At 64.3% G+C, this 26,291-nt stretch carries 23 protein-coding genes and 1 pseudogene; 11 read left to right on the forward strand and 13 right to left on the reverse strand.

Going from position 1 to position 26,291, the window contains the following annotated elements; all coding sequences use genetic code 11:
• Nucleotides 1-6 precede the first annotated feature (6 nt).
• A complete protein-coding gene (locus THIDRDRAFT_RS18835; RefSeq protein WP_007042498.1) occupies nt 7-318 on the reverse strand; it encodes a FeoA family protein in 312 nt (103 codons plus the stop codon).
• A gap of 334 nt (nt 319-652) precedes the next feature.
• Here THIDRDRAFT_RS18835 and THIDRDRAFT_RS18840 point away from each other — a divergent pair, with 334 nt between their 5' ends.
• The gene (locus THIDRDRAFT_RS18840) at nt 653-1,711 is read left to right on the forward strand and encodes a GGDEF domain-containing protein (RefSeq protein WP_007042499.1); all 1,059 of its coding nucleotides are present in this window, start codon (nt 653-655) and stop codon (nt 1,709-1,711) included.
• Nucleotides 1,712-1,733: 22 nt separating this feature from the next.
• Here the strand turns inward: THIDRDRAFT_RS18840 and THIDRDRAFT_RS18845 are convergent, their stop codons facing one another.
• Complete coding sequence (locus tag THIDRDRAFT_RS18845; protein ID WP_007042500.1) at nt 1,734-3,785, reverse strand: elongation factor G; 2,052 nt, start codon at nt 3,783-3,785, stop codon at nt 1,734-1,736.
• 33 nt (nt 3,786-3,818) lie between these two features.
• On the opposite strand from THIDRDRAFT_RS18845, the gene THIDRDRAFT_RS18850 reads away from it, so the two are divergent.
• On the forward strand, nt 3,819-4,784 hold the full coding sequence (locus THIDRDRAFT_RS18850; protein WP_007042501.1) for a L,D-transpeptidase family protein: 966 nt from the start codon (nt 3,819-3,821) through the stop codon (nt 4,782-4,784).
• On the opposite strand, the gene THIDRDRAFT_RS18855 is transcribed toward THIDRDRAFT_RS18850, so the two are convergent.
• Nucleotides 4,763-4,960, reverse strand: coding sequence for an alanine-zipper protein (locus THIDRDRAFT_RS18855; protein WP_007042502.1), 198 nt, complete (start codon nt 4,958-4,960; stop codon nt 4,763-4,765). The two genes, THIDRDRAFT_RS18850 and THIDRDRAFT_RS18855, sit on opposite strands and share 22 nt — an antisense overlap.
• A 341-nt stretch (nt 4,961-5,301) precedes the next feature.
• Nucleotides 5,302-5,568, reverse strand: coding sequence for a hypothetical protein (locus THIDRDRAFT_RS25830; protein WP_139058813.1), 267 nt, complete (start codon nt 5,566-5,568; stop codon nt 5,302-5,304).
• A gap of 64 nt (nt 5,569-5,632) precedes the next feature.
• Between THIDRDRAFT_RS25830 and THIDRDRAFT_RS18860 the strand changes: the two genes are divergently transcribed.
• The 6 genes from THIDRDRAFT_RS18860 to THIDRDRAFT_RS18885 all read left to right on the forward strand — a co-directional run bounded on the left by THIDRDRAFT_RS18860 (nt 5,633) and on the right by THIDRDRAFT_RS18885 (nt 11,789).
• The gene (locus THIDRDRAFT_RS18860; RefSeq protein WP_007042503.1) at nt 5,633-6,214 is read left to right on the forward strand and encodes a chorismate--pyruvate lyase family protein; all 582 of its coding nucleotides are present in this window, start codon (nt 5,633-5,635) and stop codon (nt 6,212-6,214) included.
• A gap of 61 nt (nt 6,215-6,275) precedes the next feature.
• The gene (locus THIDRDRAFT_RS18865; RefSeq protein WP_007042504.1) at nt 6,276-6,962 is read left to right on the forward strand and encodes an RDD family protein; all 687 of its coding nucleotides are present in this window, start codon (nt 6,276-6,278) and stop codon (nt 6,960-6,962) included.
• A gap of 6 nt (nt 6,963-6,968) precedes the next feature.
• The gene (locus THIDRDRAFT_RS18870) at nt 6,969-7,982 is read left to right on the forward strand and encodes a stage II sporulation protein M (RefSeq protein WP_007042505.1); all 1,014 of its coding nucleotides are present in this window, start codon (nt 6,969-6,971) and stop codon (nt 7,980-7,982) included.
• The gene (locus THIDRDRAFT_RS18875; protein WP_007042506.1) at nt 7,972-9,450 is read left to right on the forward strand and encodes a hypothetical protein; all 1,479 of its coding nucleotides are present in this window, start codon (nt 7,972-7,974) and stop codon (nt 9,448-9,450) included. Before THIDRDRAFT_RS18870 ends, THIDRDRAFT_RS18875 begins: the two co-directional genes overlap by 11 nt.
• A complete protein-coding gene (locus THIDRDRAFT_RS18880) occupies nt 9,447-10,649 on the forward strand; it encodes a DUF4350 domain-containing protein (protein WP_007042507.1) in 1,203 nt (400 codons plus the stop codon). The genes THIDRDRAFT_RS18875 and THIDRDRAFT_RS18880 overlap by 4 nt, the downstream gene beginning before the upstream one ends.
• Nucleotides 10,650-10,802: 153 nt before the next feature.
• Nucleotides 10,803-11,789 (forward strand): AAA family ATPase, encoded by a 987-nt coding sequence (locus THIDRDRAFT_RS18885; RefSeq protein WP_007042508.1) that lies wholly within the window; start codon nt 10,803-10,805, stop codon nt 11,787-11,789.
• A 30-nt stretch (nt 11,790-11,819) separates the two neighbouring features.
• On the opposite strand, the gene THIDRDRAFT_RS18890 is transcribed toward THIDRDRAFT_RS18885, so the two are convergent.
• Together THIDRDRAFT_RS18890 and THIDRDRAFT_RS18895 are read right to left on the reverse strand one after the other, a co-directional pair.
• On the reverse strand, nt 11,820-12,323 hold the full coding sequence (locus THIDRDRAFT_RS18890; RefSeq protein ID WP_007042509.1) for a MerR family transcriptional regulator: 504 nt from the start codon (nt 12,321-12,323) through the stop codon (nt 11,820-11,822).
• An 11-nt stretch (nt 12,324-12,334) separates the two neighbouring features.
• Complete coding sequence (locus tag THIDRDRAFT_RS18895) at nt 12,335-12,559, reverse strand: hypothetical protein (RefSeq protein WP_007042510.1); 225 nt, start codon at nt 12,557-12,559, stop codon at nt 12,335-12,337.
• Between the two features lie 270 nt (nt 12,560-12,829).
• Here THIDRDRAFT_RS18895 and THIDRDRAFT_RS18900 point away from each other — a divergent pair, with 270 nt between their 5' ends.
• On the forward strand, nt 12,830-13,426 hold the full coding sequence (locus THIDRDRAFT_RS18900) for a DUF2076 domain-containing protein (RefSeq protein WP_007042511.1): 597 nt from the start codon (nt 12,830-12,832) through the stop codon (nt 13,424-13,426).
• Between the two features lie 60 nt (nt 13,427-13,486).
• Here THIDRDRAFT_RS18900 and THIDRDRAFT_RS18905 read toward each other — a convergent pair whose 3' ends face one another.
• Complete coding sequence (locus THIDRDRAFT_RS18905) at nt 13,487-14,428, reverse strand: AEC family transporter (protein WP_007042512.1); 942 nt, start codon at nt 14,426-14,428, stop codon at nt 13,487-13,489.
• 353 nt (nt 14,429-14,781) lie between these two features.
• Here THIDRDRAFT_RS18905 and THIDRDRAFT_RS18910 point away from each other — a divergent pair, with 353 nt between their 5' ends.
• On the forward strand, nt 14,782-17,220 hold the full coding sequence (locus THIDRDRAFT_RS18910; protein WP_007042513.1) for a response regulator: 2,439 nt from the start codon (nt 14,782-14,784) through the stop codon (nt 17,218-17,220).
• 61 nt (nt 17,221-17,281) lie between these two features.
• Here THIDRDRAFT_RS18910 and THIDRDRAFT_RS18915 read toward each other — a convergent pair whose 3' ends face one another.
• From THIDRDRAFT_RS18915 to THIDRDRAFT_RS18930, 4 genes are all read right to left on the reverse strand, one after another.
• Nucleotides 17,282-19,267, reverse strand: coding sequence for a transglutaminase TgpA family protein (locus THIDRDRAFT_RS18915; RefSeq protein ID WP_007042514.1), 1,986 nt, complete (start codon nt 19,265-19,267; stop codon nt 17,282-17,284).
• Between the two features lie 25 nt (nt 19,268-19,292).
• A complete protein-coding gene (locus THIDRDRAFT_RS18920) occupies nt 19,293-21,074 on the reverse strand; it encodes a sensor domain-containing diguanylate cyclase (protein ID WP_007042515.1) in 1,782 nt (593 codons plus the stop codon).
• A 96-nt stretch (nt 21,075-21,170) separates the two neighbouring features.
• On the reverse strand, nt 21,171-22,139 hold the full coding sequence (locus tag THIDRDRAFT_RS18925) for a DUF58 domain-containing protein (protein WP_007042516.1): 969 nt from the start codon (nt 22,137-22,139) through the stop codon (nt 21,171-21,173).
• Nucleotides 22,136-23,080, reverse strand: coding sequence for an AAA family ATPase (locus THIDRDRAFT_RS18930; protein WP_007042517.1), 945 nt, complete (start codon nt 23,078-23,080; stop codon nt 22,136-22,138). The genes THIDRDRAFT_RS18925 and THIDRDRAFT_RS18930 overlap by 4 nt, the downstream gene beginning before the upstream one ends.
• A 131-nt stretch (nt 23,081-23,211) precedes the next feature.
• Between THIDRDRAFT_RS18930 and mnmG the strand changes: the two genes are divergently transcribed.
• Nucleotides 23,212-25,086, forward strand: coding sequence for a tRNA uridine-5-carboxymethylaminomethyl(34) synthesis enzyme MnmG (gene mnmG / locus THIDRDRAFT_RS18935; protein WP_007042518.1), 1,875 nt, complete (start codon nt 23,212-23,214; stop codon nt 25,084-25,086).
• Between the two features lie 90 nt (nt 25,087-25,176).
• Here mnmG and THIDRDRAFT_RS18940 read toward each other — a convergent pair whose 3' ends face one another.
• Together THIDRDRAFT_RS18940 and THIDRDRAFT_RS26250 are read right to left on the reverse strand one after the other, a co-directional pair.
• Nucleotides 25,177-25,467, reverse strand: coding sequence for a nucleotidyltransferase family protein (locus THIDRDRAFT_RS18940; protein ID WP_007042519.1), 291 nt, complete (start codon nt 25,465-25,467; stop codon nt 25,177-25,179).
• 115 nt (nt 25,468-25,582) lie between these two features.
• A pseudogene (locus THIDRDRAFT_RS26250) lies at nt 25,583-26,291 on the reverse strand (hypothetical protein); the annotation flags it as partial.

Genomic DNA, 26,291 nt, shown 5'->3' on the forward strand with positions numbered 1-26,291 from the left:
CGTATGTCATAGCCCCATGCTGGAGCGCGCGGGATCGGTCGCCGTTTCGGCATCCGGGTCTGGGTCATCCTCCGAGAGATCGCATGGGGTGACCCAGAGCTTGTCGGCGATTCCAGAGCCGACTGCGATGCGTACCTCGCCGGTCGCCAGTACCAGGCCCTGACCACGGCGCTGTACCACGCTCAACCGGCTACCTTGCCGCAGACCCAGTGATAGAAGGCGGCGCATCAGATGGCGTCCGCCCTGGATTTCGGCCAGAAGTGCCGGCGTGCTTTGCGGAAGATCGGACAATCGAATGAGTTCGGCGGACTGGGGCATGGGTCGGTACTGCTAATGATGGGCGGGCGAGAGACATTGTCGATGATGGAAGCATACCTGAATGGAGGGGCTTCTACAGACGCGCGGACAAGAGGAACTCTCAGGCGACTGAAACCTGTCTAGACTCCGATTCCATATTGGGACCGATCTGTAGACGTTGCAATTGCTCGGCCAGTTCCGGCGGTGGCTGGGAGCTTCGGTCCGGCGTGATGGTGTCCAAACACCAGCATCGTCGGCTTGCTCATGGCATATGATGACGGTACCCGAGGCTTACGAATCGGCCGCGGGCTAGATGATGAGTCCCGCGTCGGGGCGCGATCGAGAGTGAGCATTCATGGCTGGCAAGAGAATCGAGTTTCGGGAGGATTTGCACACGTCCTCCGACTATCTGCGGATGGCCATCCCCTTGATGGTGCAGCGCCAGATTCCGCCGACGCCCTACAACTATGCGCTCTGGTACGCGCATGTTCAGAACGCGCACCCCGATCTGAGCAAGGTGTTGCTCGAACAGTTTCCGAGTGCCGGCTGCTACGACCCCGAAAAGAGCGAATCGCTCTTTTTCGAGCACATCATCAAGGGCTATCTGCCGAACAGTCCGGATGTTCAGCATCTGCTCGTCGGCATGCTCGCGCAGTTGGCGCAGTCGGTCTCGAAAAGCGCCGAAGGGGCGCGGGACTACGGCAGTACGCTGAAGGATGCGATGGAGGTCCTCGACCTCTCGATCGACCAGGAGCAGACCCAAGAGGTTCTCGGTCGGTTGCTCGCCGAGACGGTTGAGCTGGAGAAACGCAACAAGGCGTTCCAGGAACAGCTCGCATCGGCCAGTCTCGAGGTCGAGCGACTTCGCAGTGAATTGGAGGAGACTCAGCTCAGTGCGCGCATCGATCCGCTCACCAAGATCGCCAATCGGCGCGCCTTCAACGACGCCATACTCCAGTCGCTGAGCCTGCCCGGCGCACCGACCTCGCTGCTGTTGCTGGATCTGGATCACTTCAAGCGTTGCAACGATACCTATGGTCATCCGATGGGCGATCGGATCCTGCAAATGTTTGGTAGTTTGCTCAAGGGGTTCGAGAGCGACACGCTGTTCGCCGCGCGCTATGGTGGCGAGGAATTCGTCGTCATCATCAACGAGGGTATCAGCGCGGCCCGCAGGGTCGCCGAGGATATTCGGCACAAGGCTGCAGGCGTGCGCATCAGGCGCAAGAACAGTCAGGAGGTGATCAGTGCCGTTACGGTCTCGATCGGTGTCGTCCAGGCCTGGTCAGGCGAGAGCGTGGAGAGCTTGATCGAGCGCGCGGACCAGGCGCTCTATCGTGCCAAGGATCTGGGGCGCAACCGGGTTGTGGTGAACGAGGACCGGGCGGGTTCGCAGGCGCCGGACGGGAGTTGATCCCCCGCCGAGCGGAACGGGTTCAGCAGAGATCGAAGCGATCGAACTGCATGCTGAACTGTCCCCGGCCCTGGGTCATGCTGCGCAGGCGGGTGCTGTATCCGAGCAGCTGTTCGAGTGCGACCTCGGCCTGGATGGTCACCTGATCGCCGAGCGCTGCCGTGTCCTGGATGAGTGCGTGGCGAGCCTGCAGGTCACCCAGCACGGTTCCGAGACTGGTCGCCGGAACCACCGCTTCCAGACGCATGATGGGATGCATGTGGGTTGGCGTCGCCGACTCGAACGCCTTGCGCAATGCCTTCGAGGTCGCGGCTACGAGGGCCTCGGGCGTGGATCCGGGCCCAAAGAGTTCGACCTCGGTCACCTGGATGGCGACATCCATGACCTGGGTTCCATTGAGCGGGCCCGATGCGAGTGCGCCTTGGATACCGTCTTGGATCGCCTGGACCTGAGCCTGGTTCAGTGACGCCCCCTCGGGAAGGACCCTCGGGGTGAGCTGGATCTCGCAGCCGCTGCCGCGCGGGCGTGGCGTCAGGGTGACCGCGACGCGGGCCATGAGGTCCGGTTGGCGAACGTCCGGGCGCGGCGGCGGGGCGAAGAGCGCGTCGGCACTGGCGGTGCGACGGATCGTCTCGCGCACGGCGACCGCCGGACGGCCGGCTCGGACTTGGATGCCGAACTCGCGCTCGATGCGTTCCAGAACGATCTGCAGGTGTAGCTCGCCCATTCCGCGCAGCAGTCGCTGGCCCGTTTCCGGATCCTCCTCGACCAGAAGTGTCGGGTCCTCCTGCTCGATCTTGCCGAGCACCTCCAGCAGGCGTTCCTCGTCCGTTCCGGCGGCGGGCTCGATCGCCAGACCCAGGACCGGCGCCTGTAGTGCGATGCGCTCCAGCATCAACAGATGCCCGGGCGCGCAGAGTGTGTCGCCGGTCGTTGCCCAGCGCAGCCCGGCGAGCAGGACGATCTGACCGGCCTCGGCATGATCCAGTTTGATCTTTTTACCGGCGTCGATCTCGAACAGCCGGGCGACCTGCTCACGTCGAATTCGGCCGTCGCTTGAGCGGAATTCCAGCGTATCTCCTGGGTTGAGCGTTCCTCGGTAGAGTCGGACGAAGACGTGACGCCGTCCGTCCCACAGCTGGACCTTGAAGGCCAGCGCGGCGAGCGGTCCTTGAGGGTCCATCTCGACCGACTCCTGCTCGCCGTCGGGGCCTTCGGCGGACACGGGCGGTCGGTCGAGTGGCGCGGGAAGACACTCGATGATGCCGTCCAGCAAGGGCTGGACGCCCATGTTGCGTAGCGCGCTTCCGCCATAGCAGGGGCAGAGGAGTCCGTCCAGGGTGCCACGGCGTAGTGCTGCGCGGACGGCCTCGGGGGTAGGCTCCGTTCCCGATAGAACCGCCTCGGCCAGGGTTTCGTCGGCCTCCGCCGCAGTGAGTAGAAGCGCCTCCCGTAAGTCGGCGCAGCTCTCCCACAGGGCTGGCGGACAGGGCTCGGTGATGACCTCCTCGCCCTGTTCGCCGGTGAAACGAATCAGCGTTCGGTCGATCAGATGAATGACGGCGCCGCCGTCCGGCAGCGGTACGGTGACGGGCGCCGGCTCGGCACCGAGACGTTGTTTGACGGCGGCGAGACTTCGGTCAAAATCCGCGCCCGGCCGATCCATCTTATTGATGAAGAAAAGGGTCGGAAGCTTGAAGTGCGAGCGTTGCCGCCACACCGTTTCTGTCTGTGGCTCGACTCCGCGCACCCCGTCGAGAACGATGACGCAACCGTCCAGCACCCGCATCGCGCGTTCGACCTCGATGGTGAAATCGACGTGTCCTGGGGTATCGATCAGCTGGATCTGGTGGTCGCGCCAAGGGGCCTTGGTGACGGCGGCGGTGATGGTGATACCGTGCTGCTGCTCCTCGGCCATGTAGTCCATGTGGGCCGCTCCGTCATGCACCTCGCCGATTTTGTAGGAGGCGCCGGTGTAATACAGGATGCGCTCGGTAAGCGTTGTTTTACCCGCATCCACGTGAGCGGCGATCCCGATATTGCGGACTTGCGAGAATCGGGCCGGTTTTTTCATCGCGTTTTACTTCGATTAGGAGCAAGAGGGGTTATGAGAGCTGTTGTTCATGGCAAACGCAATCGGGTGTGGTTCGTGTCGGTGATGTGCGTATCGCTGCTTGGTTGGGGGGGGAGTACCAGTGCCCTGGCCGAAACCTTCCGACTCGAGAATCCGAACGACTCGGTCGTCGGGGTTCCCTTCTATTTCAAGGCGCGCAATAAGGATACGCTGCTCGACATCGCTCGCCAGAACAATCTGGGTTTCGACGACATGCGCCAAGCGAATCCCAATGTTGATATTTGGGTACCCGGCGATGGAACCGAGGTGATGGTTCCGAGCCTCTTCGTGTTGCCGAACGTGCCGCGTGAAGGGATCGTGATCAATCGGGCCGAGAAGCGTCTCTATTACTATCCGCCCGAGGATCCCAGTGAGGTGCGGATTTACACCATCAGCGTCGGCAAGGACGCCATGGGAACCCCGCTCGGTAACTTCAAGGTCATCCAAAAGCGCAAAGATCCGACCTGGACTCCGGGACCCAACGTGCGCGCCATGCATGCCGCGCGCGGCGATATCCTGCCTCCCCAGGTTCCGCCTGGACCGGACAATCCGCTCGGCCGTTATGCCATGCGTCTGAGCAATCCCGATTATCTGATCCATGGCACCAGTATGCCATGGGGCCTCGGGATGGAGGTGAGTGGGGGCTGTATCCGTATGTACCCCGAGGGGGTCGAGGAACTGTTCGGGTTGGTGGACGTTGATACGCCCGTGGCCATCATCGATCAGCCGTATAAGGTGGGTTGGCGCGGCAACGATCTCTATCTGGAGGTCCAGACTGGGGAGAAGAGCGTGCGTCAGAGCGCGAGAAGCGTGATTCCTGAGGCGGTGGCGAATGCCGAAGGAGTCGAAGTCGATTGGGAGGGTGTCGAGCGGGCGGTCAAGGAAGACTCCGGTGTCCCACAGGTCGTGGGACACCGGAGTTCGTCGAACAATGGGTCTTACTTGCCCATGATCTTCTGATACATGCGGTCAAGACGCTCGGTGTTGGCGTTGCAGCAGGACTGGGCGCTGTTGGCGGTGTCCATTGCCTGCTGAGCCATGTCGCGGGCGGTCTGGTCGGTGGTGCAGCCACCGAACATGGAAACGGTCAGAATAGCGGCAGCAGAGAGGGACGCGAACTTCAGTGTTTTGTTCATCGGTTTGGAATCTCCTGGTCGTTGGCCCTTGGGCCATCAATGTATAACACAGTATGCGGATTATTTCCGAACCTCACGCGCACCAACGCCGCCTGCTCTGGCGATTCGCCATGGTCCAAGTTCGTACGGGAGCCTGTGCTCATGCGGACGTACTCAGACTCATGAAGAGGAGCGGCCCTGGGGTTGGGGTCGGTACAGAGATTGGGGCAAATTCGATTCAACATCAAGCCCACAGGTGGGCTCGAAATCAGATTTTTTACCACGGTTTGAATTCAGATGACATCCGACGATTGGTAACGCCCATGCTAAATATCGAAAATTTTTTAAATTATTCATTTAAATTAACTGCTTGAGCGATAATTTTGTTCTTTTTTCGCATCTCTGGAAAAGAGATGATCAGCCAGTCGATTCGTGCAGTTGCGTCTTTGATCGAGTTGGGCGAAGGTTGTGAAAGTAAGAATCGATGCCTTGAACCAACAAGTTGCAAAATCACCAAGCCCGCTTGAGTTGCAGGGATATTCCTCTCTGCCGTTCTCTGTTCGAGCCGCGTTTTCGAGCACGAAACGATCACGGTTGTCCGGCTGTTGTGCCGCAGCGCTATCCTGCATGTCGCCACCTGAGTCCATATCCTCCCGGCCGGGTCGAGTCCGTGAAGGAATCTAGGAGTTTTTGATGCATCGTTACTACGGACGCGCCTCGCGGGCGCCGTCTCAATTGCCCTTTCGCTGCGGCGGTTTCTCGCAGGATGCCGTGATCACGTCGGTATCTGGCGATTCCGTCCCTTTGAGCGATTTGCCCGCCTTTCTGCGTGCCCTTTTGGTTACCGATGGCACCGTGACCAAGACCCTGGAGGCCTATTTCTGGGAGTCGGTCGCGGTGGATACCTTGGAACAGCGGTTTGAGGTGGCCAGCGAATCCGTTCCATGGATTCAGGTCCAGACGGGCGATCTCTGTCTGGTGCGTGATGCCAGACTGCGCGGGACCAGTACCGACCGTAACTATGTCGAGGCCTTTTCGCTCATCCGTATCGATCTCATCCCGCCGGGTTTCCGGCAACGGCTGATCGACCGCGAGATCGGCATCGGGGTCCTGATTCGCGACAGCGGTCTGGAGAGCTATCGGGAGGTTCTGGACATCGGTCTGGACCGAACGGCCGAGGGCGCGGCGGCGGTCTTTCGCACCTACCGCATCATCATCGACGGGCGGCCGGTGATCTTGATCACGGAATACTTTCCGTTGACCCTCTATCGTTGATTCTTCAATCTTCAGCGCGAACGTCGCGCCGTCCGTCCTTCATCGATCGAGTCAGGCTCCCATGTCGCCACCCTTGGATACCATTCGCTTCAACGAAACCCCGGAGGGCGTCGATCTGGGGTTGCGGGTTGCGGGTCCCGTCCCGAGGGGGCTCGCGTTCCTGTTGGACGCGGTCGTTCGAGGTGCGCTCTATCTGGCCCTGACGCTGCTCATGGCCTTCGCGGGGGTTGGGCTCGGTCTCATGCTGCTCGGTTTTTTCCTGCTCGAATGGTTCTATCCGGTCCTGTTCGAGATCACCAAGGGGGCCACACCAGGCAAGTCGGCGATGGGTTTGGCGGTCGTCCATGACGATGGGACCCCGGTTGGTCTGTCGGCCTCGATGATTCGCAATCTGCTGCGTGTCCTGGATTTCATGCCGGTCCTCTATGGAGTGGGACTCGTCTCCTGTCTCGTTGATCGCGATTTCAGGCGTCTCGGCGATCTGGCCGCAGGCACCTTGGTGGTGCACCGTGAGCGCCGCCGGCCGGTTGCCGCGATTCCGCAGATCGCCTCGCGTCCGCCGCCTCCCGGTTTGGATCTGGCGACCCAGCAGGCGATTCTCTCCTTCGTCGAGCGCGGCCCGCGTCTATCGACGGCAAGACGCGTCGAGCTGGCCGAGATCCTGACGGCGGACACCGGCCATCGGGGGCCGGCGGCGGTCGATCAGGTGACTGGTTGGGCCAGTTGGCTGGCGCGCGGACAGGGCTGATCGACGATGAGACAGCAGCCCTTCGAATCCGAGAATCAGGCCGAATGGGATGACTATCGCGCGCTCATCTCACGGCTCGACACGTCAGGGAAGGGGGGGGACGGACCTGACCCGGTGGCGCTCGACGCCTTTCCCAGGCTGTTTCGACGTCTCTCCAGCCACTATGCCTTGGCGCGTCGGCGCGGTTACAGTCCGGGTCTGACCGAGGAGCTGCACGATCTGGTGCGACGCGGCCACGGTCATCTCTACCGGCGCAGGACGCGCCCCCTCGCCGCCGCGCTCGGATTCATGGCCTATGACTTTCCTCGAACCTTGCGCCGACATGCCGCGCTCTTCTGGCTTGCGGCGGCGCTCTTATTCCTGCCCATGCTGGCGATGGGGTTACAGGCGTACCAGGACGCGGAAATCATTCTTTCCCTGATGGATGCGGATCAGGTCGCCGAGATCGAAGCCCTTTACGATCCGGACAACCGCAAGCCGGGCCGTGCCCAAGAGCGCCAGGCGGACACGGATTTCGCCATGTTCGGTTTCTATATCCTCAACAACGTCGGCATCGGTTTTCGCAACTTCGCCGGGGGATTGATGTTCGGTCTGGGCAGCGCCTTCGTGTTGCTCTTCAACGGGCTGCACATCGGCGCGGCGGCCGGACATCTCACCCAACTGGACTATGGAAGTACCTTTTGGCCCTTCGTCAGCGGTCATGGTCCCTACGAACTGACGGCGATCGCCATCTCCGGTGCGTCTGGATTGCTGCTCGGAAAGGCACTGCTGGCGCCGGGCAATCGCACCCGGCTCGTTGCGCTTCGACGCAACGCCCTCGATGCCGTCCGGCTGGTCGGGGGCGCGGGGCTCATGCTGCTGCTGGCGGCTGTGGTCGAGGCATTCTGGTCCGCCGGTCCAGCTCCAGCGGTCGTCAAGTACGCCGTCGGTGTGGCGGGCTGGATCCTGGTGGCGCTCTATCTGACCTTGGCCGGTCGTGGGCGTCCGCGCATGGAGGCCGAGTCGGACGATGGAGATTGATCGAATCCAGGTCGCATTGCGTCCGCGTAGTCCCTGGGAGGGGTTGGATCTGGGCTTCGCGCTCGCGCGGGGCTGGTTCTGGCCACTGTGGGGACTCTGGTGCGTCGGAGCGCTGCCCGTCGCGCTCATCCTGTTGCCGCTGACCGGATTCCGCCCAGACATCTGGCTGCTGGCCGTCTGGTGGCTCAAACCACTCTACGAGGCGCCGCTACTGGCCTGGTCGAGTCGCGCGCTCTTCGGTCGCGTTCCAACGCGCGTCGATCTTCCCGGCCTGCTGCGCGTCGGATGGGGGCGACGGATCCTGCCGTTTCTGCTCTGGCGGCGGCTCGGTCCCAGACGCGCGTTCACCATGCCCGTGTCACTGCTCGAAGGGCTCGGAGGGCGTGACGGGCGCCAGCGTCGACGTCTACTCAATGAGGGCGGGGCGACCCCGAGCTGGCTGACGCTCGTCTCCTATCATTTCGAGATCGTGCTCTGGGCCGCGATGTTGCTGGGGCTCTTCTTCCTGGTGCCGTCCGAGCTGCCGCGCATCGATCTTCAATCGGCGGTGTTGGACGCGGATACATGGGCCTACTGGATCAGCGCATTGGCCTACGTTCTGGTGTTCTCCTGTATTGCGCCCTTTTACGTGTGTGCCGGCTTCATGCTCTATCTGAACCGGCGTACCGAGCTGGAAGCCTGGGACCTGGAGTTGGCATTCCGCAAGGCGGCCGAGCCCAAACCCCATTGGACCGCTTCGGCGCGAGCGGCGCCGGTCCTGTTGCTTGCTCTGGTCTTCGGTGCGGGTCTGGCACCCGGCTCGGCGCAGGCGGCCTCCACGTCGGACCTGGACCGTGCGCGACAGCTCATCCAGGAGGTCCTCGAGGCGTCGGACTTCGGTCAGGAGCGCGAGGTGTGGGTCTGGGCTCCGATCGAGCGAGACGAGCAGGGTGCCGAGCCCGCCGAGACGCTTCCTGAATGGATCGCCGCGATCGCGGTTCGCGTCGCCAGCACCCTCAAGTGGGGGCTTATGGCCCTGGCGCTCGTGGGGCTGGCCCTGCTCGCGCGGCGCGTGCTGCGCGACTGGCGCGGCCTGTCTCGCCGGCCACCAGATCCAGGGCCGGAGCCGGTCGGTATCTTCGAATCGATCCCCGAAGGGATGTCCCTGGATGCGATCCCGGACCAGGTTCGCGCCTGCCTGGCCGAGGGCGATGCGCGCGGTGCGCTCGGGCTCTTGTACCGTGCGGCACTGCTGCATCTCATCCAGCAGGGGCTCGGTATCCCGGACGGCGCGACCGAACTCGAATGTCTGGCGCTGGCCCGGAAGCGATGCTCCGCGAGCGAGCTTGGCCCCCTGCCGCGCTTGGTGCGCGAGTGGCGGGGGCTCGCCTATGCCCATGTCGTGCCTGATCCTGGTGTGATCGAATCCTTGCTGACCGATTGGTGCCGCTGGAGGGAGTCCAGGTCCACCGAGGACGTGGCTGTATGAACTCCGAGCGGCGCCTTGCCGCGCTGGTCCTCTATGGTTTGCTGCTCGTCCTCGGCGTCGGGGGCGTGCTCTGGTTTTTCGACAACTTCGAGCGTCGCGCCATCCAGATTCCGGTCGGCTATTCCGCCGAGGCGCGCCGCAATCCCTGGTTGGCCTTCGAGCGTTATCTGAGGCGCAGCGGGATCCAGGTCGAAAGTGTGGCCGGACGCGCCCCGTTGAACGATCCGCAGTCTACGACCGACACCCTGGTCGTCAGAGGTCTCGGTCCATTGAATGCCACGCGTCGCGCGGCGCTGCGGCGCTGGATGGAGGAGGGCGGCCATCTGATCGTTGAGGCCGTGCGGCTTTGGGACGAGGACGAGCGCCCCCGCGACGACCTGCTGGCCGATTTCGGCATCCGGCTCCAGAGCGAGTCCGACGAAAAACGGCTTCAAGAGGGTTCGGAGGCATCCGCATTCGAGATTCCCGCACCGGATCTATCCAGGCCGCTCAGGGTGGCCTTCGATCCCCGTTACCATCTGGTCGTGGAGTCCGAGGCGCCCGGCGATCTGAGGTTGGGCGGTCGGCTGCGTCTGGTCGAGCGAGCGGTCGGGGCCGGCCGGCTGACCGTGGTCAGCGACAGCGGTTTCATGACCAACGCCGAGATCGGCCGTCATGATCACGCCTTTTTCGCGGCGCGGCTTGTTGCGCCGAACGCTGGCGGCAAGGTCTGGCTGCTCTATGACAGCTCCGTTCCCTGGCTCGGCGAGCTCATCTGGTCGGCCGCGCCCCAGGCGGTGATCTCGGTCGGCGTGCTGCTTCTGGTATGGCTCTGGTCGCTCGGCGTTCGTTTGGGGCCGTTGCGGAACGAATCGCGAGCGCGTCAGCGCGATCTGCTCGAACATCTGGATGCCAGTGGCGATTTCCTCTGGCGCCACGGCCGTGCCGCCCGTCTGGTTGAGACGAGCCGGCGCCGGATTCTCGCCGCCTGGGTGAGACGTCACCCGCATCTGGAGCGTTCGGATCGGAACGCCCAGGCCGATGCTATCGCCGAGTTCACCGGCTGGCCGGCGGAGCGGGTGAGCCGTGCGCTCTTCACCCGAGCCGAGGATGCCGCCGGATTCGTCGAACAGGCTCGGTTGCTCCAGTCGCTCTGGCGCCGGGCTGGACCCGGCCGTGGCCGACCGGCGCGGCGGGCGTCGTCGAGTCATCGGCGATGAGGGAAAGAGCTGTCAGGTGCCAGCCTCCAGCTACCAGCCTCCAGCTGTCAGCTTGATGTCGGTGCGAATGTATTCGCACCTACGAAAATCGTGGCAAAACAACAGCTGGTAGCTGGCTGCTGAGCGCCTCTAAATAACTTCTTGGAGAACTGGATGAATCGAACTGAGACCGCGTCACCCCAGGAGGTGGAACGTGCCGCCGATCGGCTTGCACGGCTGGAGGCGTCGGTGGCACTGGCGCTCGTCGGTCAGCGCCGGGTGGTGCGCGAGTCGATCGTCGCCCTGGCCGCCGCCGGGCATGTGCTGCTCGAAGGCGTGCCTGGGGTCGGCAAGACGCTGCTGGTGCGCGCCCTGGCCGCCGCGCTCGGTGGACGTTTCTCGCGCATCCAGTTCACACCTGATCTGATGCCGAGCGATGTCACGGGTCACGCCATGTTCGACCTGAAAAGCGAGGAGTTTCGGATTCGGCGTGGTCCACTCTTCTGCAACCTGCTCTTGGGCGACGAGATCAACCGTGCGCCCGCCAAGACCCAGTCGGCCATGCTGGAGGCGATGCAGGAGCAGCAGGTCACGATCGAGGGCAAGGCGCTGCCCTTGCCGTCGCCCTTCCTGGTCTTCGCCACCCAGAACCCGATCGAGCAGGAGGGCACCTATCCATTGCCCCAGGCCCAGCTCGACCGCTTCCTGCTCAAGGTGTTCATCGACTATCCGGAGGTCGAGGACGAATTGGCGCTGGTCCGCGCGTCGACCCAGGGCAAGGTCGGCGATCGGCTGGATACCTCGGGGGTCGAGCAGGTCTGCGATCCCGAGGATCTGCTGGATCTGCAGGGGATCGCGGCTCGGCTGCGGATGGACGAGAGCCTGCTCGACTATGCCGTGCGTCTGGTGCGCGCCGCGCGCGATTGGCAGGGCATCGAGACCGGACCCGGACCGCGCGCCAGCGTCGCGCTGGTTCGCGCCGCCCGGGGTCATGCGCTCCTGGCCGGAAACGGCTTCGTCACCCCGGATGACGTCAAGCTGATGGCCCCCTCGGTGCTGCGTCACCGGCTCAAGTTGACCGCCGATCTGGAGATCGAGGGCTACCGCCCGGACGAGGTGTTGGCCGACCTCGTCGCCGGGATTCCCGCACCGCGTGTCTGAGACGTCCCTTGAGCGCGGGGGAAGCGTTTGTTACGGATTCTCGCTCATGGCGGATGCGGTCGGGCAGTGAGGTTCCGCTTCGTCCCACACGACGTTCAAGACCTCGATCTCCCGCACGCCGGCACTCGCCGGGCACCGATCGCAGATAGCGCGAACGGGGCGTTGCTGACAGCCGTGACAGCGCTCGACCAACGCCAAACCCCGCGCGATATCCTGGCGTCGTTCCTCGATCGCACGTGCACGCGCTTCGAGCTCGGTATCCATCGCTTTGAGTCGCGATGCCACCGCTCGACTCGCCTCATCCCCCGTCTGGCTTGACGCCCGCAGACCTGCAAGCTCAGCGAGCTGCTGCAAGGAAAAACCGAGTCGAGCCAAGCCCAGCAGGGCCGCGAAGCGCGCCTCATCGTCTTGCGTATAGAGCCGAGTTCTGCCGGGCGTGCGGCGGGGATGCACCAGGCCATGCTCTTCGTAGAACCGTAGGGTTCGCACCGTCGTTTCCAGTCGCTGCGCGATCGCGCCGATCTTCAGACTCATCAATCGGCCGCTCATAGATCCACGATTTGGACCTGATAGCCCTGCTCGCGCACCGCCGCGAGGACACGGTGTGGCGGTGCATGCACGGGATCGGTCGGAAAGAACAGTAGATGGGGTTTTTCGGAATGATGCGTTTCGCCCGAGACTCCCAACTGTTCGGCAAGCCGGGCAACCAACTGCTGCTTGGTCTCGCTGTCCAACGCTTCCTCGATATGCAACATCACATCAGTGGCCATGGGGGTTCCTCCGTGACAGGGGTGGCTGCATGATCTAACGTTGACGTTAGATGTCTATATCTCACGTCAACGTTAGATCAATGTCAAGCCCGATGTTTCGCGATCACGTATCCATCGATTGCTTCCAGGTCCGAGTCCCGGCTCGCGTCCTTCCGCTTTGCTTGGGTGCGAGAAGACCTCCAGAGGGGTGGTCTGGCTGATGTTCGAACTATATTTCTTGTTCGAGCTGCGTAGAGTAGACGTATCCAAACCTATGCGAGGTTTCATGTCATGAACGTACAAGAGCAGACCACGATCGAGGATTTGTTCCAGCGTCTGCGCAAGGCGGAGTCTCAGACCGGTCCGCGCGATGTCGAGGCGGAGAGTCTCATACTCGATCTGACGGATCGCCAGCCGGCCGCACCCTACTACATGGCCCAGGCGATCCTGGTTCAGGAGCAGGCGCTACGCCGGTTGCAGGAACGCGTCGAGGAACTGGAGCGAGCGGCGGCCGAGCGTCCCCAGGGCGGTGGATTCCTCGGTGGTCTATTCGGGGCCAGCCCTCAACCCGCCAAGACCCCGTCGACGATGAGCGGCGACTGGAACGCCAATCGTCACCAAGCGCGTTCGGCTGGCGCCATGTTTCAGCCCTCTGCGGGTGGTGGCGGCTTTTTGAGCGGCGCCGTTCAGACGGCTGTGGGCGTGGCGGGCGGTATGCTGATCGGCAATGCCATCGCGGATCTGTTCTCGGGCGAGGAGTCGTCCGCCGAGAGTCCGCCCGCAGCGGCTTTTGAGCCGGCCGACGGGACCCGTATGGCGGATGTCGAGGAAGAGGACGATGGCGGTGTCTTCGACGGCTTCGGGGGAGGCGACGACGGAGACGCCTGATCTGCCGCGCAGCCGTATCGAGCGAGCGCTTGTTTCCCGAGTCGGGTGTCGAGAGGCGCTTCAGCGGGGGCCGGCGAAGAGCCAGATCCCCAGGTTCAAGGTGACGAATGAGGCCAGGGTCGTGACCAGTAGCGCCGAGGCGCAGCGCTCGCCCTGACCGTAGCGTTGGGCGAGCAGCGGAAAGATGGTCACCATGGGCAGTCCTGCCAGGATCACCGCCGCCTGGGTCAGCGTCGGGTCGAAGGCAGGAACCAACGCCAGCATCAGGAGGACGGCGGCCGGATGTAGGAGCAGCTTGCCGGCGGCGATCGCCAGGGCGCCGTCCAATCCGTGGTGCAGACGTTGTCCGGCCAGATTGCCGCCGATGGCGAAGAGCGCGACCGCCGCTGCGGATCCGGCCAGCAGATCGACGGTTCCCGACAGCGCCCCCGGAAGATGCACGCCAAATCCAGAGAAGAGGAGTCCCAGACCGATCGCGAGCAGGAGCGGATTTTGCGCCACCATACGCACGACCTTGCCGAGTGTGTGCAGCATCCCATGATGCTCGCGACTGTGATGGACCTCGATCAGGATGAGCGTCAGCGGCAGGATGACCAGCACCTCGGTCAGGATCGCCATGGCGACCGCGTTCAGCGCCGTTTCGCCTAAGAGCTGGGCGATGAGCGCATAGCCGAGATAGCCGCTGTTCGACATGGAGACACCGAGTCCGAAGAAGGCGTTGTCGAACAGTGGCGTGCGGCGTACCGCCGTCGCCACTCCGAGCCCGACGGCGAAGGCGATCAGCGATCCGGCCACATAGGCGACCAGGAAGGGCGCGACGATGATGTCGTCGAGCGGGCGTTGCGCCAGCGCCTTGAACATCAGCGCCGGTAGGGCGAAGGAGAGTACGTAGCGCCCCATGGCGACCGTCCCCTCGCGTGGCATCCAGCCCGCGCGGACGGCGAGTGCGCCGAGCGCAATCAACAGGAAGAGCGGCGTGGTGGCGGCGAGAAGGGATGGCACGGCGGATATCCAGTCGGAGCGTCGGATGGTGTCGAGCCGAACGTCGGCTTGTCAACCCGCGCTTGGGGTGACATGCCTCTGTTCGCCGGCTCAATGTCATACAGTACCGAGACTGATGGCTTCGGTCGTCGTCCCGATCCTGATCGGGACGAACGCTGGGAACCGATGGGGCGTGAATCCTGAGCGAGAGCCTCCAGGGGGCAGGCGCATGACATGCGTGACACTGGCTAACGGATAGGCGATGTCTGGGCAAGATCCTCGGGCGCCGCTATGATCCACTCTCCTTCGACGCGGAAAGTCTGGATCCATTGGATTCGTCCCGCATTCGTTGCTTCCATCGTCAGCGCCGCCGCATGCAAACCCGAACCAAACTGGCCGCCGGGCTCGTTACCATTCTCGTCGTCAATCTTGCTGTCAGTCTCTATGGCATCTATCAGCTGAAAGCGACCGCCGATCGCGAAGCGGGTGTGCGCGAGCATAGCTCACTGGTCGTCACGACGGCATTGACCGCCCAGGTGCATTTCAAGAAACAGGTGCAGGAGTGGAAGAATGTCCTGCTCCGAGGGCAGGACAAGGCGCTCTTCGACCGCTATCTCGTCCGCTTCGAGCAAGAGGAGACGCTGACTCGCGAGAGCATTCAGCGACTGATCGGTCAACTGGCCGATGAGCCTCGGGCGATCGCCATCGCCCGACGTTTTCTCGACGCCCACGAACGGCTGGGTCGCGAATACCGCCAGGCGCTCGTGTTCTACCGCGCCGGGGACGCAAGTCCTCAGTTGGTCGTCGACCAGCGGGTGCGCGGGATCGACCGCGAGCCGACCGATCTCATCGACGAGGTGGTGCGAACCGCGCTCGCGCACAAGGATCGCGTCCTGGCCCAGCTCGATGCCTCGGCCAGGGGGGTGGAGGCCTGGATCCTCGGTCTCATGATCGGAGCCATGAGCGGGGCCGTCTTTCTGCTCATCTGGCTCGTCGATCGCAACATCGGTCAACCGATCGCCACAGCGACCGCCATTGCTCGCCGGGTCAGCGCGGGCGATTTCTCGGTTCCGATCAAGGTCGAGGGCTTCGGCGAGCAGGCCGAGATGCTCTCCGCGCTCAAGGCCATGCAGGAGAACCTGGCCAGCTCGCAGGCGAGTCTGCGCGAGAGCGAGGCGCGCTCGCGCATGCTGCTGGAATCCACCGGCGAGGGCATCTATGGGGTCGATACGGACGGGATCTGCATCTTCTGCAATCCGGCTGCGGCGCGCATGCTCGGCCATCAGTCGCCGGCCGCGCTCATCGGCTGCGACATGCACCAGGTGGTGCACCACTCGCACGCTGACGGCACGACCTATCCGCTGGAGAGCTGTCAGGCGTTGGCGACCTACAAACACGGCGTTCCGGCCTTTGGCGACGGCGAGGTCTTCTGGCGTCCGGATGGAAGCTGTTTCTCCGTCGAATACCATTCCAACCCCATTCATCGTGGCGGCAAGCTGGTCGGCGCTGTGGTGACCTTCTCCGATATCTCGGCGCGCAAGGAGGCCGAGTTGGCGTTGCGAGGTGCCCATGCCGCGCTCGCCGAGGAGCGCTCCCAGCTCGCCGACCGCGTGAAGCGTCGCACCCAGGAGCTGGATCGGGCCAATGCCGAGCTGGCGCGCTCGGCCCAGGCCAAGGACGAGTTCCTCGCCGCCATGAGTCACGAGCTGCGCACCCCCCTGACCTCCATCCTGGGCTTGTCCGAGACCCTGGGCGATCGTCTTCTTGGGCCATTGAACGGTCAGCAGGAGAAGGCCATCCGTATGGTCCACGAGAACGGCGCCCATCTGCTCGAACTCATCAACGACATCCTCGATATGTCCCGCGTGGCCTCGGGCCAGATGAATCTGCGCATGGATCAGGTCCCTGTCGATCAGCTCTGCGATGCCAGCCTGCGGTTGATCGGTCTATCGGCCAAGCGCAAGGAGCTCAAGGTCACCATGAGCGTCGACCCTGCAGTGCGCTTGGTTCAGGGCGACAGCCGTCGGCTCAAGCAGATGCTGGTCAATCTGCTGGGGAACGCGGTCAAGTTCACCCCTCAGGGCGGCTCGGTCGGTCTCGACGTCGTCGCCGATGCCGCTCTGCGCGAGGTGCGTTTCTGTATCTGGGATACGGGTGTCGGCATACCGGCCGAGCAGTACGAGCGTCTCTTTCAGCCGTTCGTGCAGCTCGACAGCCGGCCGTCGCGTCAGTACGACGGCACGGGACTGGGGCTGGCGCTGGCCTCGGGCATGGCCGAGTTGCACCAGGGTCGCATCGAGGTACGGAGCCAGGTCGGCGAGGGCAGCCGCTTCGAGATCGTCCTGCCCTGGGATCCGGAGGCACAGAGCGCCGATCGGCTCGATTGGCACGTGGTTCCGAGCGCGGACGTCGAGGGTCCGGTCGAAACGGGATCGCCTCCGCGCGTCTTGCTGGTGGACGACAACGACAGCAATCTGGAGATGATCTCGACCTATCTGCGCATCAAAGGCTGCGAGGTGCGCACCGCCAACAGCGGGTTGAAGGCGATCGCCATGGTCGGGGAGGCTCGCCCCGATATCGTTCTGATGGACGTGCAGATGCCTGAAATGGACGGTTTGGAGACCACCCGGCGTTTGCGCGAAGACCCGGCGCTGCGTCTGATCCCCATCATCGCGGTGACCGCCCTGGCGATGCCGGGCGATCGCGAGCAGTGCCTGGAGGCGGGCATGGACGACTATCTGAGCAAGCCACTCGGTCTCAAGGAGCTGCACGGAGCGCTCATCAACTGGATTAGCCGGACACGGGCTGCATGAGTGGCGCAGCCCAGGTGTCTCCTTCCCGTAGGGCCTCTGGCGTTCAGGGTGCGGTTGGCGATCACCTGGGATGGAACCCGCGCAGCAGACGACGGAGCCGATCGGCTGTCGCCTCCTGTCCCGCACGACCGAATCGGGCCGGGATATAGAGTGCGATGAAACGGCTCACCTTCGCCGCAAGGTCCGGGCGCTGTCGAGCGACCCGTCGGCCATAGTCGCTCGGTCCCTCCTGTGGCTGGCGCGCGATCCCAGCGCGCGCGAGGCGTTGGCAGAATCGCTGGTACTGGGCGTCGAGCGGACTCAGCCGGCGTTCGCCGCGCAGCATGGCGAGCAGGATGAGGCCGAGCGTCAGGGATGCGGCCAGGATCATGAGGATCGCGATCCCGTATTCGCCGAAATCGGCGAGTCCGATCCGTTCGAGCAGTGCGTACTGGTCGGCGAGGGAGAAATCCAGCACCCAATTCTGCCAGGCCGCGTCCAGGCTGTCGGTGAAGAGCCTCAGGTTCTTGATCAGCCGGGCGAGCCGGTCGGCATCGTGGAGATCGAAGCGGACGGAGGAGCCCGCGCCGAGCAGCCGCGTGGCGCTGCGGTTGTCGATGCGGCTCGGGTCGATGGCGGCGGTCGGATCCACCCGGACCCAGCCGCGTCCCCGGATCAGCACCTCGACCCAGGCGTGCGCATCCGATTGCCAGACCGCCATGTAGCCGCCGATTCGGTTCGGTTCACCCCCGAGATAGCCCAGCACGATGCGCGATGGCACGCCGCCGATGCGCATCAGCAAGGCGAAGGCGCTGGCATAGTGCTCGCAGAACCCGCTACGGGTCTCGAACAGAAACTGGTCTGCCGGGTTCGCGCCTAGTGCGGGTGGTAGCAAGGTGTAATGGAAGTCCTCGCGGTGCAGATACTCAAGTCCGCGTTGGACCAGGCCCCAGTCGTCGTTTGACTCGGCACGCCAATCGGCGACCAGATCGCGCATCCGTTGGGTGACGTTGGCTGGAAGCCTGAGCGCGTAGTCGCGTCGTGTCGCGTTGGGTTCCCCTGTTCGATAGTCGAGTGCCGAGCGTACCCGGTAGCGCTTGGCGGTATCCACCGGCTGACGCGAGACGAGCTGCAGGTCGGATGTGATGAAGCTGGCATCGGGCGCGGTGATGGGTACGTCCAAGGCGAACAGCCATGTCCGGTTGGTCTCCTCCAGCAGCACCTCGTAGTCGAGCTGTCTCGTCGCGCTCTCCAGCCGCGCTCGGGCGGGATCGACCGCTGGCGGGTTGCCGGGCGTCCAGCGCCGTCCATCCATCTCCCAGAGCACGGGGCCGCGCCAGTAGCGTTCGCCAGACGGCGGTGGTTGGCCCTCGAAGCGGACCCTGAAAGCGAGCGCTCCGTTCACCACCAGTTCGCTGATGCGTCCGGGTTCCATGGTGTCGGACATCCCGGTCGTTCCCTTGTCTCGATCCAGTCCCAGGTCCCAGAGCGGGGCGGTCAGTCGCGGGAAGAGCAGGAAGAGCACCAGCGTCAGGGGCAGGGCCTGGAGCGCGAGTCTGGCTGCGACCGAGACGGCCGAGCGGAACTCGCGGTTTCGGAGCCCGCCGTTGAGATCGACCAGCAGCGCGACCAGCCCCAGTGCGACAAGGGCGAGATAGAGCGCAAGTCCGAACGACTGGTCGAAGAGGAATTGGGCGACGATCAGGAAGCCGATCAGGATGAGGGTCAGACGCAGGTCGCGCCGGGTCTTCAGCTCCAACAGCTTGAGCGCCAGCATGCTGGTCAGGAGCGCTGTCCCGCCGTCCTGTCCGACCAGGGTATGGTTGGCGTACAGACAGTTGGCGATCGCGGCGATGGTGAGCAGGGCGCGTAGCGCGGGTCCGGGTAGCGCGGCCGGCCAGCGAAAGGCGGCGAGTCGCACCGCGACCACCAGGGCGAGAAAGGCGTCGATCCGCCAGTCCAGGTAGCGCGTCAGCGGCAGCCCGGCGGCGATCACCAGCAGGCTGGTCCAGAGCGTCTGGTGGGGCTCGGGACGCTCATGCGGTGGGATGGGGCGGGTTTTGCGCATCCTCGTCCTCCTTGGTGCCTGGTCTTTAAGTGTCGGTTGGCGACGACTGGTTGTACGCGTGCGAAGCGCGTGCGTCTTCCCACAGCCAGGCCTGATTGCGCCCGTTCCTCTTTGCCTGGTAAAGCGCCTGGTCGGCCCGCGCGATCAGCAGCGATGCGTCCTCGGTCGGCTTGGGGATCATGGAGGCCGCCCCGACGCTGAAGGTCAACACCCCGACTGGCGAGCGGGCATGCGGCAGAGCCCTCGCATGCATCGACTGGCAGAGCGCACGCGCGAACGACAGCGCACCCTCCTCGGGCGTCCCAGGCAGCACCGCCGCGAACTCCTCTCCGCCATAGCGGGCGACGGCGTCTCCGGCGCGATGGATCGAGTCCCGAACGAGACGCCCGACCTCTCGCAGACAGGTGTCGCCCGTCTGATGGCCGTAGTGGTCGTTGTACTGTTTGAAAAAGTCGATATCGATCATGAGCAGCGAAAGGGGCGTTCCGGCGCGTTTGGCGCGCTCCCATTCCTGCTCCAGTATCTCGTCGAAGCGGCGACGGTTGGCCACCCCGGTCAGGCCGTCCGTGGTCGCCAGGGCGGCCAGCTGCAGGTTGGCCTCGCGCAGCTGCGCGGTGCGCTCGCGGATTCGGTCCTCCAGCGAACGATTGACCTGTTCCAGTGCGTGCTTGCGTTCGAACAGCGTCGCCGTCATGCCTCGGATGGATGAGACCAGTTCGTTCAGCTCGCGGAGTTTGAAAGGGCGTACGGTGAAGTTGAACGTTTCCTCGCCATGATCGATACGGTAGGCCACCTGCGCCAGCTTCTGGAGTGGCTGGCTGAAGCTGATTGCGACCCGGTTGGCCAGAAACACCAGGAGGAGCGACATGAATACGCCCAGCAGGAGCATGTGGTAGCGCAGGTCGGCGACGGATCCAAGGGCCACCTCGACCGGCTGGCGAACGACGATGTGCCAGCTCAGGGTATCGGTGCCCGGTGCCCGAACGATCGTTTGGGCGGTCAGATATCTTCGATTGTCCCAGTCCAGGATCGCATAGCCCGACTTGGGAAGCCTCTGCCCGAGAGAGTGGAGCTGGCCGTCGCCTTGGATGGGGTAGAGCACATAGCCCTCCTGATCGACCAAGAGCACCTCGATGTCTTGAGCGGTGTTCTCGGGGCTCATTCCTTCGCTGATGACGGCATCGACCCAGTTCCAATTGGCATGGGTGGCAACGATGCCCAGCCATTGGCCCTCGGGGTCTCGGATCGGAGCGGCGAAGTCGATGAAGCGCAGGGGGACGTCCGGATCGGCGTTCTGGAGGTAGTGCTCCAGCAGCAGTGCTTGATGGACGTCACCGAGGAATGGTCCCGTGCGGCCGTGAACGAACCAGGGTCGCTGGCTCACATCCTTGCCTTCGAGGAGATGCCCGGTTGCGATCACCACCCTGCCGCTCGTGTCGGCCACGCCCATCCAGGCGTAGGGAGTGTAGCTCTCCTTCGCCGCTTCGATGATGGTTCGCACGGCGGGATTCGTCCAGTCACCACTGGTGAGTAGCGGGGAGCGGCTCATGAGTGTGATCTCGCGGAGTCGCTCGATAAGACTCTGCGAAATGCTGTTCGCGATGGAGCGCGAGATTTCGCGCGTCCGCTCCCCGCTGAGCGCGATCATGCTGCGTGCGGCGAGATGTTCGATGAGTCCTGTGGAGGTGATGCCGAGAATCAGCGAGACCCCACCGAACATGAGTGTCAGGCGGAAGCGAATGCCGCCCCAAAAGCGCCGGATGTCAGGGCGTGGTGAGGCCGTTAGGTCTTTTCCGGGACTGTTCATGCCATTGACGTCGGTGGGTTCTGATTCGCTTCAACGGATGAAAAAGATGCCGACAGTCTGTCGACGCTGTCGAGTCTCCTGCTGGCCGCCGAAGCCTCACGCACCTTCATATCCGAACAGCGCCAAGCGGGTCAGGCAGCGTTGGGTGTGGGCCGCGCCCTGGTCCAGCCCCTCGACGGCACCGGGAAGACGCAGCCCGAAGCGAACTCGGGCGGTGCTGGCGTCCAGCACCTGACGGGCCAGCAGGCTCAGGCGCACCTCGGGGTCCGTCGCGTCGAGGTGCGACCAGTCGAGCCAGAGCTCCTGGCCCTGATCCCCGCCGAAGAGCTTCACCGTCAGGCCGCGCTCTCGAGCAAAGGCCTTCCAGTCGATATGGCGCGGGGAATCGCCTGGGCGATAGCCGCGCGATCCCTGATAGTCCTCGGCCCCCTCGCCTCGGTGGCGATGCGGACGGCGATCCTCCCCGGCGTCCGATGTGGGTGGCGGCGCCTGAGTAGCCGGCTTTGGATAGACCAGCGTGCTGGCGTCGCTGGCGATGAGACACCAGGCGCGAAAGAGTCCCATCGGGTGGCGCGTTTCGACCTTCAGGTCCACGAGCCGGAGCGGGCCGCGACGCTCGGTCGCGATACCGAGGTGGACCGAACGTTGGTCGCCTGGCGGGACGTATTGCGGATCCGGTCCCTGGCCATCCTTGAGGACGCGGATGTCGTAGCGGGGGCGCGAACGCTCGGAGCGCAAGGCGACCTCGAACTGGGCCGCCTCCCCGGCGAAGACCGCTGTCCCGCCTCGGACCTGGATGGCGAGCCCGAGCAGATCGAACCAGGCGTGATGCATGGCCACAATCCCGATCGAGGCGAGGAAGAAGGTGAAGAGCAGCCCCAGGTTGTTCTGATAGTTCAGCGATCCAATCAGCATGAGCATGAGCACGGCGCCGAATAGCGTTCCGGTGGCGGTCGGCAGGATGTAGATCTGGCGCGCCCGCACGCGCGCGATGCCATCCGGGTCGCTTGGCACGCGACGCAGCATGCCCTCGAAGACACGGCGGATGCGGTCGCGCGGGCTCACACTGGGACCCGTTCCAATAGGAAGGTCGCGATCTCCTCCTCGCCGACCCGTTGTCCGGCGGCGCCAGCGCTCAGCCGGTGCACCGCGCAGGCAGGCAAGACCGCCTGCACGTCCTCCGGAATCGTGTAGTCCCGATCGGCCATCAGCGCCCAGGCCTTGGCGGCGTGCAGCATGCCGAGACCCGCGCGCGGAGAGAGCCCGAAGGCGAACCGCTCGCTCGCCCGCGTGAACTGGAGGATGGCGTGCACGTAATCGATGATGGGGGGCGCGGCATGAACCTGGAACACCGCGTCCTGAAGCGCGATTAATTGGGCATTGTCGAGCGCCGGCGCCTGACGGGCGACCATGGCGCGGCGGTCCTCGCCGGCGAGCAGGGTCTTCTCCTGCTCGGCGTCCGGGTAGCCGAGCTGGATGCGCATCAGGAAGCGGTCGAGCTGAGACTCGGGCAGCGGAAAGGTGCCGACCTGGAACAGCGGATTCTGGGTGGCGATGACGAAGAAGGGCTCGGGCAGGGGACGGGTTTCGCCATCGACCGTGACCTGGCGCTCCTCCATCGCCTCCAGCAGGGCGCTCTGGGCCTTGGGCGTCGCCCGGTTGATTTCGTCGGCCAGGACCAGCTGCGAGAAGATCGGCCCCGGGTGGAAGCGGAAGCCCTCGCTCGCGCGGTCGTAGACCGAGACCCCGATGACGTCCGCCGGCAGCAGGTCGCTGGTGAACTGGATGCGCGAGTAGTCCAGACCCAGCAGGCGCGCCAGTAGGTGGGCGAGGGTGGTCTTGCCGACGCCGGGCAGATCCTCGATCAGCAGATGGCCGCGCGCCAGCAGACAGGCGAGCGCGAGCCGCAGTTCGCGATCCTTGCCGAGGATGACGGCGCGCGCGCTATCGAGGATGCTTTCGGTGAGATTGGCGCGCGGTCTCGGATGGCGTTGGGTCAGGCTCATGGACTAGGCTCCGCTCGTGCCGTGCTTGCTGGGCACGGTGAAAAAGGCACTGGTATCAAGAGGGTAAACCTCTCCGGAGAGGCGATGAATTGGGTTAAACTACTCGGCTTGTTTGAAGCAGGTTTCCTATCATGATTGCGAGCGATCGATACGATGTCGTGGTTGTCGGCGGCGGCCACGCCGGGACCGAGGCGGCACTGGCTGCGGCGCGTTGCGGCGCCCGCACATTGCTGCTCACCCAGAACATCGAGACCATCGGTCAGATGAGCTGCAACCCGGCGATCGGTGGGATCGGCAAGGGGCATCTGGTCAAGGAGATCGACGCGCTCGGCGGGTTCATGGGCCGTGCCGCCGACCGGGGCGGGATCCAGTTCCGCATCCTCAATGCCAGCAAGGGCGCGGCTGTGCGTGCCACTCGCGCCCAGGCGGACCGTCTGCTCTACAAGGCGGTCGTGCGTTCGGCGGTGGAGAATCAGCCTGGGCTCTCGATCTTCCAGCAGGCGGTCGACGACCTCATCGTCGAGCAGGATCGCGTTGTCGGCGTCCAGACCCAGATGGGGCTGCGCTTTATGGCGTCTGCCGTGGTGCTGACGGTCGGGACCTTCCTCGGCGGTCGTATCCATGTGGGTCTCTCCAACTATGAGGGCGGGCGCGCCGGCGATCCACCGTCCAATGCGCTGGCCAAGCGGCTGCGCGAGCTGCCATTTCGTGTCGAACGTCTCAAAACAGGCACCCCGCCGCGCATCGACGCCCGCAGTATCGACTTCAGCCGCATGACCGAGCAGCCCGGCGACGATCCGGTCCCGGTCTTCTCCTTCATGGGCCGTGCGGAGGACCATCCGCGTCAGATCAGCTGCCACATCACCCATACCAGCGAGCGCACCCACGAGATCATTCGCTCCGGGCTGTCGCGCTCGCCGCTCTTCACCGGCGTGATCGAGGGTGTGGGGCCGCGCTACTGTCCCTCGATCGAGGACAAGATCGTGCGTTTCGCCGACAAGAGCTCGCATCAGATCTTCGTCGAACCCGAGGGACTCACCACCCACGAGGTCTATCCCAACGGCATCTCCACCAGCCTACCCTACGACATCCAAGAGGCGCTGGTGCGCTCCATCGTTGGCTTCGAGCAGGCCCACCTGACCCGGCCCGGCTACGCGATCGAATACGACTTCTTCGATCCGCGCGATCTCAAGCCGTCGCTGGAGACCCGCTTCGTCCAGGGTCTCTTCTTCGCCGGTCAGATCAACGGCACCACCGGCTACGAGGAGGCCGCCGCCCAGGGGCTGCTGGCCGGCGCCAACGCGGCGCTCCAGGTCCAGGGACGCGAGCCCTGGTCGCCCTATCGCGATCAGGCCTACATCGGCGTCATGGTCGACGATCTCATCACCCGTGGCACCAACGAACCCTATCGCATGTTCACCAGCCGTGCTGAGTACCGGCTCATGCTTCGCGAAGACAATGCCGATCTGCGTCTGACCGAGATCGGACGGGGTCTGGGTCTGGTCGGCGAGGAGCAATGGCGGTTCTTCGAGGACAAACGCGAGTCGATCGAGCGCGAGCGTCAGCGTCTGCGCGACACCTGGGTGCGGCCCGAGACGGTGGACCAGTCGCTCGCCGCCCAGGTGCTCGGCGAACCGCTGCGCCGCGAGGCGCGGGCGCTGGACCTGCTGGCCCGGCCCAATGTCGGCCATGCCGGTATCCGGGCGCTGGCGGGCGATCCGCCCGAGCCGCTGGCGCCCGAGGTCGCCGAGCAACTGGAGATCCAGTCGCGCTACGACGGCTACATCGCCCGTCAGCGCGCCGAGATCGACCGTCAGCGCGAGCAGGAGGCCAAGGTCTTGCCGGACGACTTCGATTTCGATCAGGTGCGGGGACTCTCGGCCGAGGTGCGCGAGAAATTCAACCGGGTCCGCCCGACAACCGTGGGTCAGGCTGCGCGCATCCCAGGTGTGACTCCGGCGGCGGTGTCGCTCTTACTCATCCATCTCAAGCGACAGGCTGGCTAGTTTGGGGGGCTGAGACGCGATCGCGCCTTCTCGGCGAAGGCGATCATGTCATCGAGGTAGAAGCCCCACTCCCGCTTGCTGTCGCTGGGCTCAGACACGAATCGCCTCGCGTTCGATATAGGGAGCCAGTTCTCGGCGCAGTGCCTTGCGTGTGACCAGGTCGACCGGGCGTCCGAGCAGGTCTTCGAGGTAGAACTGTACGCCGAAGTAGCGGTGAGAGGTCGAGGGGCCATCGAAAGAGACGAGGATGTCGACATCGCTGTCCACGCGGGCCTCGTCTCGCACCGTTGAGCCGAAGAGCGCCAGCTCGGCGACACCAAAACGCCGAGCGAGATTCGCCTTGTGCTCGGCGAGCAGCTTTAGCGTTTGTTCACGGCTCACGTTTTCCTCCTTACAGCAGGAGCAGAAGCTCGATTTCCCGTCTCAGAAGATACCAGTGGATCGACATGCGCTGCAGCAAGGCTAGCATGGGTCTCGCTGAGTCGCGATCACCTGCCTACCGCACTGGGCTCAGCGCATGCGTTTCCAGTCGATGCCGCGATAGACCCGCACTGCATTGCCGCGTTCGAGTTGGGTGTGCTGTCGCCAGCGCTGGTTCTCGGCGGTGTCCCGACCGTCCTCCGAGCCATCGCCACGGAACCCAGACACCGAGACCCAGTACGGCCAGGCCATAGAGCGCCCAGGTCGGGATCCGTGTCAGCCAGCGGGCGATGAGCCGGATCAGATCGCCCTTGTAGCCGATCTTGGTGGCGCGGGCGGAATACTTGACGAATGTAACCGCGCCGATTCTGTCTAGGGTGCGCAGCCCGCCTAGACCGAAGGTCGCGGCCAGCCTGACGGCGTCGCGGCCGAGAGCTCCGGCGCGTTCGGCGGTCTTGACGATCGTCTCGCCGCCAATGCGGTACAGGGTCGCGCTGTGCTGGCCGAATGCCTCGGCGAAACGGGCCATGCGAGTGAGCGAGGCGGCATCGCGGGTGTGGCTGAGCAGAGTCAGTCCGCCGCGCGTTTTAGCCAGGGTGTAGACGTCGCCGAACAGGCCCTTCACCGAATCCAGCGAGCGGGTCTTCTTGACCGTCTGGGCCTCCTTGACGAGTCTCTTGCCCAGCCAGGAGGGCAGTTTACCGAGCTTGCGTGCGCTCTTGAGGACCGCCGATCCACCCTTGACTGCGGTCGCGGCGGCCAGGGCCGGCGAGGCGGCGCCCGCC

The sequence above is a fragment of the Thiorhodococcus drewsii AZ1 genome (genome assembly GCF_000224065.1).
GTDB classification, from domain to species: Bacteria; Pseudomonadota; Gammaproteobacteria; order Chromatiales; family Chromatiaceae; genus Imhoffiella; species Imhoffiella drewsii.